At 68.9% G+C, this 5,604-nt stretch carries 6 protein-coding genes; 3 read left to right on the plus strand and 3 right to left on the minus strand.

The window, feature by feature from the left end; all coding sequences use genetic code 11:
* Window positions 1-1,078: AAA family ATPase (locus A5704_RS21370; protein WP_156737722.1), on the minus strand; the 1,078-nt coding region annotated here is incomplete at its 3' end.
* Between the two features lie 157 nt (window positions 1,079-1,235).
* On the opposite strand from A5704_RS21370, the gene A5704_RS21375 reads away from it, so the two are divergent.
* The 3 genes from A5704_RS21375 (at window position 1,236) to A5704_RS21385 (ending at window position 3,817) form a co-directional block, all read left to right on the plus strand.
* Entirely contained in the window at window positions 1,236-2,612 is a 1,377-nt protein-coding gene (locus tag A5704_RS21375; protein WP_067759958.1) for an FAD-binding oxidoreductase, read from the plus strand.
* Between the two features lie 93 nt (window positions 2,613-2,705).
* Complete coding sequence (locus A5704_RS27925; RefSeq protein WP_156737723.1) at window positions 2,706-3,497, plus strand: pyridoxamine 5'-phosphate oxidase family protein; 792 nt, start codon at window positions 2,706-2,708, stop codon at window positions 3,495-3,497.
* A 62-nt stretch (window positions 3,498-3,559) separates the two neighbouring features.
* On the plus strand, window positions 3,560-3,817 hold the full coding sequence (locus tag A5704_RS21385; protein ID WP_067759961.1) for a ribosomal protein L7/L12: 258 nt from the start codon (window positions 3,560-3,562) through the stop codon (window positions 3,815-3,817).
* 214 nt (window positions 3,818-4,031) lie between these two features.
* Here the strand turns inward: A5704_RS21385 and A5704_RS21390 are convergent, their stop codons facing one another.
* The gene (locus A5704_RS21390; protein ID WP_067759965.1) at window positions 4,032-4,841 is read right to left on the minus strand and encodes a polysaccharide deacetylase family protein; all 810 of its coding nucleotides are present in this window, start codon (window positions 4,839-4,841) and stop codon (window positions 4,032-4,034) included.
* 194 nt (window positions 4,842-5,035) lie between these two features.
* Window positions 5,036-5,604 (minus strand): alpha/beta hydrolase-fold protein (locus A5704_RS21395; protein WP_255396415.1); only part of this gene is annotated, 569 nt, incomplete at its 5' end.

Here is a 5,604-nt window from a genome sequence, read left to right on the forward strand (position 1 = left end):
CGCCGTCGGAGTCGTGGACCGCGCGGACCAGGCCGACGGCCTCGGCCGAATCGATCGCCGCCAGCGTCGCGCCGACCTCCGTCTCGCACGTCGAGATGAGCGCGGGCAGATCGAACGTCTGGCCCAAGACCGCGGCCTGCTCGATCACCGCCCGCACGGCGGTCCCCAGCCCGGCAAGGCGGCGGGCGATCGCATCCCCGATCGACGCGGGAACCGTCTGCTGCGTGCTCAAAGTGGCAAGCCCACCGCGGATTTCGAGGTCGTTGACCAGTTCGGTGAGGAAGAACGGGTTCCCGCCGGTCCGCTCGCGCAGTAGGGCGGCGGCCGTGCGCGCCGACGCCGGGGCCAGCTGCTGGGTTCGGGCCACGAACTCGGCGATGGCCTCGGTGTCCAGCCCCGCCAGGTCCAGGCGCCGCACCCCGTCGAACCGGTGCAGTTCGGCCAGCCGGGTCGCCAGTTCATCGGATCGGTCGGGCTCGGTCGTGCGGAAGGTGACCACGACCAGCACCCGTGCGTCGGCGCAGCCGATCAATACATGCTCGAGCAGCGCGAGGGTGGGGAGCTGTGCCCAGTGCAGGTCGTCGAGGATCAACGCGACCGGGCGATCGGCCGCCAGACGCCGCAGGTATCCGGTCAACGCGTCGAAGAGGGCCTGTCTCGCCGATCCGACGTCCGGCGCCGTGCCGTCACCGGAGAGGTGCCGGTCCACGTGCGGTGACAGCCGCCGCAGTTGCGGGCCTATTTCGCCCAACGGCTCCGCCATCGACCCCGGCGGACCGGCGATCAGCAGCCGATCAAGCGCTTCAGCGAAGGGCGCGTAAGGCAGATCCTCGTCGGCGCTCGAGCTTCCCACGAGCACCGCGACGTCGTGTTCGAACAGCGTCCCGGCCACCTCCGCGGCCAGGCGCGTCTTACCGGCTCCGGGCTCACCGCCGATGAAGACCGCCTGGCGGTTGCCCGCCTCGACCCGCTCCCAGGCGTGCTCGAACACCGCGAGTTCCGCGTCACGGCCCACGAGCGGGCCGCGGCGACGAGCGATGAGTTCGGCCGGGAGCGGGGGCGGCACCCACTGCGCCATGCAAACAAGGTAACCACGGTGATGTGGGCGGGTCGATAGTCAGATGTGACTATCGTGGAATGCCTCGGAAATGCTCGGTTGTGGTCATGACGCGCGGCTCGCCGGCCTCGTAACGTCGCGGCATCAACACCCGCGAGCAAACAAGGAGGTGTGAGCGATGAGCCTCACAACCGCAACCGATGATTTCCGGGCCCGGCTCGGCTCGCAGGTGATCCTGCCGGACGATCCCGCCTACGACGACGCGCGCGCGCTGCACAACGCCATGATCGACAAGCGGCCGGCGGTGATCGCCCGCTGCCAATCGGCCGGCGACATCGCGGGCGCGCTCGAATTCGCCCGGAGCTCGAACCTGCCGGTAGCCGTCCGCGGCGGCGGCCACAACGGACCCGGGTTCGGTTCGGTCGACGGCGGCCTCGTCATCGATCTGTCGCTGATGAACCGCGTCGACGTCGACCCCGAACGGCGCACCGCCCGGGTGCAAGGCGGCGCGACGTGGGCGCAGGTCGACGGCGCCACGCACGCTCATGGTCTGGCGACGCCGACCGGCATCATCTCGACCACCGGTGTCGGCGGCCTGACCCTCGGCGGCGGCCACGGGTACCTCACCCGCAAGCACGGCCTCACGATCGACAACCTGTTGGAGGCCGAAGTGGTGCTGGCCGACGGCAACGTGGTGACGGCATCGGAATCCGAGCATCCCGACCTGTTCTGGGCGCTGCGCGGTGGCGGGGGGAACTTCGGCGTGGTCACCTCGTTCACGTTCCGCCTGCACCCGGTCCACACGGTGATCTGCGGCCCCACGGCGTGGCCCTCGTCGCACACCGCCGACATCCTGTCGTGGTACCGGGACTTCATGCCCGCGCAAGACGAGGACCTGTACGGATTCTTCGCGGCCATGACGGTCCCGCCGGTGGCGCCGTTCCCCGAGGCGTTCCACCTGCACAAGGCCTGCGCCGTGATGTGGTGCTACACGGGTGATCCCGCGGGCGCCGAAGAAGCGTTCGCGCCGATCCGCCAGATGGAACCCGCCTTCGACGGCCTGGGCGCCGCCCCCTACCCGGCGCTGCAGTCGACCTTTGATGGCCTGTATCCCAAAGGGCTGCAATGGTATTGGCGCGGCGACTTCGTCCGCACCCTCCCCGACGCATCGGTCGAGGTCCACGCCCGCTTCGCCGAGGAGCTGCCGACCATGCACTCCACGATGCACCTGTACCCCATCGACGGTGCGGTGCACCGCGTCGGCCAGACGGACACCGCGTGGGCGTACCGGGACGTGAACTTCTCGCAGGTGATCGCGGGGGTCGACCCGGACCCGGCTAACGCGGAGCTGTTGAAACGCTGGACCGTCGACTACTGGGACGCAACGCACCCGTACTCGGCAGGCGGTGCCTACGTGAACTTCATGATGGACGAGGGCCAGGAGCGGGTGCGGGCGACCTATGGCCCGAATTACCAGCGGCTCACCGAGATCAAGGCGCAATACGACCCGGACAACGTCTTCCACATCAACCAGAACATCCGGCCCGCGAGGTAGCGCGGCACTTCTAGCGGAAGGCACCTCTTGATCAGTCGGGACGTCGACGCCGACGCGGTGGCCGACTTGGCGGTGTCTCCACCCCGAGCCGCGTTGGCCGCGACCGTTGACGACGAAATTCATGTCCTGCCCGTGCATGTGAGCCTGGAGACCCCCGCCGACCCCACGCGATCGCCGCGCGTCGTCCGGGTCCCGGATGGCGGCCCAGATCTCGCCGGACGCAACGTGGTTGTGCTCGCCGACGACGGACCGCAGTGGTTTCGGCTGCGTTCGTTGACCGTCAGAGGAATGGCCGAGGCGATGGGTGCTCGCGCATATCGGATCGTGCCAGATCGGATCGTGGCCTGGGACTACGGTTCGCTTCGCGAGGTACCGGCGTCGCGCGTGCCTTCGGACCGGCGGAATGCGTTTTCTGGGGTTGACCAGACGAACGGTATCAGCCCCCTGAGGTCCCCGGAACTTACTGCGGCGCTGAAAGATTCGCGGGTCGTGGTGGTCGCCACCCGGTCAAGGAAGGGCACGCCATTCGCGGTTCCGCTGTGGCTCGTTCCGCACGGCGGCCGCATCTATGCGACGACGTCGGCGTCGTCGTGGACGGTGGGGAATGTGATTGCCACGTCGGAAGTGGCCTTATTGTTCGGCGGTGAGCGCACGGGCGACCCCGGCCGGCTCCTCGTGCGAGGACATGCCCGTGCGGTCCTCGGGGCGCCGCCGCCCGCAGTGATCGCCCGGATCGCTTGGCGCTACTACCTGAAACCGGAGTTCGCGGCAGTCGAGCTGATGCATGCACGCCTCTGGGCGCTGCGACTGCGGTACTACCTCCAGTCGCGGGCCGCGTACGTTGTGATCACGCCCGAGGCGGCGACTGGAGGCCGGGTGCCGTAGGCGACACGAGCGGGGAAGCAAGCCGCCGGGCGCGGGGCTTCGCGCCGGATTATCGTCATCCCATGGATGATCCGCAGGTCTACCGCCGTCTCGCCCTGCTGGAGCAGCAGGTGCGCCTGCTGTCCGAAAGGCTCGAGCTCCCGTGCCCGACGTTCGGCAGCAACGCGGGCGCCACCGCGCCGGGCGCATTCGAGAACGGTGTGCCCGCGGAAGTCGTCGGCCTCGCCCGGTCCGGCAACAAGATCGCCGCGATCAAGCTGTACCGGGAGCTGACCGGCGCGGGCCTGCGCGAGGCGAAGGAAGTCGTCGACCCGCTTTAGGGCATCGACCGAGGTGATGCGACCTCGAAACGGTGGGGGAAGGGCCGGTAGCCTCATCGCCCGCGGCGCGATGGAGGACAACGAGATGCCGGAGGGCGTGCAACGCGGATTACGCTCGGGCGCAAACGGATTCGTGGAGTTCGGCAGGCACGAAAGCGCCACCGGGCATTTTCATGCCCCGCTTGATGGGCGCCTCGCCGTGATCGCCGGGGCGCTAGGGCGTCTTGAGAAAGACGTCGTTGAGCGTGACGGTGCGCAGGTTGCGCGAGCGGATGACGTCGACCAGCTGCGGATAGACGTGGGTCACCGGCGGGTGATTGAGGTGTCCGATGACGATGGCCTGCGGGGTGAAGTACTGATCCGCCATCTGGACGATGTATTCCTCGGTGATCAACGTCGAATCCGACAGCGACCCTGACCACAACGTCGGCACCGTATAGCCCAGGTCGGCGGCGATGGCGTCGACGACTGCGTTGCGCTTCGCGTACGGCGGGCGCCAATACGGCTTTGCCCCGACCCCGTACGTCTTCTTGAGGAACTCGTCGTTGCGGGTGAGCTGCTGGGCGATCTGGTCCTTCGGCAGCGTCGTCAGATCGGGGTGCGACCACGTGTGGTTGCCGAGTTGGATCTGCCCGCTGTCGACCAAGGGCCGCAGCATGTCCGCGTTCTCGGTCCAGGAGTCATAGGTGCCGTTGACGAAGTAGGTCAGTCGCACACCGGTGTCTTTGGCGAACTGCGTATAGGCGCGCACCACCTCGCTGTTGACGCCGTCATCGACGGTCAGCGCGAGCAGGTCGCCGTCGCCGGGAATCTTCGTCAGCGCGCCCCCGCCGGGCAGCGGGATGCGCGCGCTCGACGGCGGCGGCGGCAACAGGGCCGCCGGGGCGGCGGGTCCCGAAGTCGCCGCGGAATCCGCGGGTACGTCCGCGAAGGTTCGCGGCTGCGGGTCGACCACCAGCCGCGCGGCGCCCACGCCGGCGACGACTGACGCGGCGAGCGAACCCAGGAACTGACGGCGATTCATCGCCGGCAGACGAAGGCCCGGAGCGAAGGCGCCCGACTGAACCCGTCGATGGCTGCGCCGCGGCGCGGGCCGGGCCGACCCCCGGAGGGGTCGTCCGTCGCGCAGAAAATCCTCAGCCATCAGCAGCGAACCGTACCACTACCAGGGCGAACATTTCGGAGGCGTTACGGGAGGGTCACCTGTGAATTTTGTGATCAGTGTGGTTCACCGCCGCCGTGCTGGGGCAGCTGTACCGGCTCGGCCGCGGGCGTCCCCAGCGTTGAGGCCAGCCAGGGCAGCGCGGCTGCGAACGCCTGGGCGGCAAACGGCCAGTCATGCTTGCCCGGCTGACTGACCACGGCGCACGAGATGCCGTTGGCCGAGGCGGCCCCGCAGAGCGCGTTGGCGGCGGCGTCCTGGCCTTCCGGGTTGGCGGCGGGGTCGGTGCCGGCGGCGCCGGAGGTGGGGTTGGCTTCCTCGGCGACATTGCGCGGTTCGGACGACCCCGGGACGTCGAACCACCCCGACAGTCCGGTGTACCGACCATGCCGCGCGATCACCGTGAGCGGGTCGAAGCCGGCCCAGGCGGTTCGGTTGCCGTCGAACAGCTTGGCAATCGTTTGATCCCTGGGGCCCACGTTGGGGCTGCGGTCACCGGCGATGTCGACGAACGCGCTGAACAATTCGGGGTGCATCACGGCCAGGTCGACCGCGCAGGTGCCGCCCATCGACCACCCGGCGACGCCCCAGTTGGCTCGATCGGCGCTGACGGCGAAGTTCGACA

It is taken from the genome of Mycobacterium sp. E735, assembly GCF_001666955.1.
Lineage (GTDB): Bacteria > Actinomycetota > Actinomycetes > Mycobacteriales > Mycobacteriaceae > Mycobacterium.

Coding starts and splice junctions, on each gene's coding strand:
- A5704_RS21390 (WP_067759965.1), bottom strand. CDS start 4,841: ATGAATCGCCGTCAGTTCCTGGGTTCGCTCGCCGCGTCAGTCGTCGCC.
- A5704_RS21385 (WP_067759961.1), top strand. CDS start 3,560: ATGGATGATCCGCAGGTCTACCGCCGTCTCGCCCTGCTGGAGCAGCAG.
- A5704_RS21375 (WP_067759958.1), top strand. CDS start 1,236: ATGAGCCTCACAACCGCAACCGATGATTTCCGGGCCCGGCTCGGCTCG.